This is a genomic window from Bartonella acomydis (assembly GCF_039543025.1).
Lineage (GTDB): Bacteria > Pseudomonadota > Alphaproteobacteria > Rhizobiales > Rhizobiaceae > Bartonella > Bartonella acomydis.
This window is the reverse complement of the sequence record NZ_BAABIY010000005.1, coordinates 1-638: the sequence shown is the minus strand read 5'-3', so window position 1 is coordinate 638 and position 638 is coordinate 1. Positions and strand designations below refer to the sequence as shown.

1 protein-coding gene is annotated in these 638 nt (G+C 37.2%); it reads right to left on the bottom strand.

The genetic code is table 11. The features are described 5' to 3' along the window. On the bottom strand, nt 1-249 hold a 249-nt coding region (locus tag ABD909_RS01245), incomplete at its 3' end, for a hypothetical protein (RefSeq protein WP_345096149.1). Nucleotides 250-638: the final 389 nt, after the last annotated feature.

Here is a 638-nt window from a genome sequence, read left to right as displayed (position 1 = left end):
TATGATCAGACCTGTGTCTTTGTCTTGCTTGATAAGACTATCACTGACAATATTGGTGATTTGGTTATTCACTTCATTATGAACATCTGTAATAGAAGTGCTAACACCTGCAAACGCATCCGCAACACTATTATAAGTAGTTTCTTCAACCTCATTACTACCATTTTTAATTGTTTTGACCTTAAAGGTAGGCGCTGTCCAGTTGCCTTCCGTATCATAGCCGGCTCCACCACCAAAATAACCAGCCATTTGGTTTTTCAGTGAATAAAGTTGAGAACCATTTATTGCATCACTTGAATTAGATGTAATATCTCCAGCCTTAANTTCTCATCAAGGCCTGTAAATGCACTACCTACATCATTAAAGTCTTTCGGATTCACATGACCTTCTTCAGAAACACTCGATAACTTATAGCTTGGTCCTGTAAAAATACCATTATTAAAAGCTGTATTACCACCTAAGAATTTTGCAATATCCTCACCAATGCTATTAATCTGTCCACCCGTAACCACATCATGAGAATTCTTAGAAATCACACCATCAGAAACATTATGAAGACCAACAGGTGTAGAATCCTTACCTTTACCGAAAGTTACACTCGTATAATCTGTATCACCATCTGCCTTCTTATCGTAATG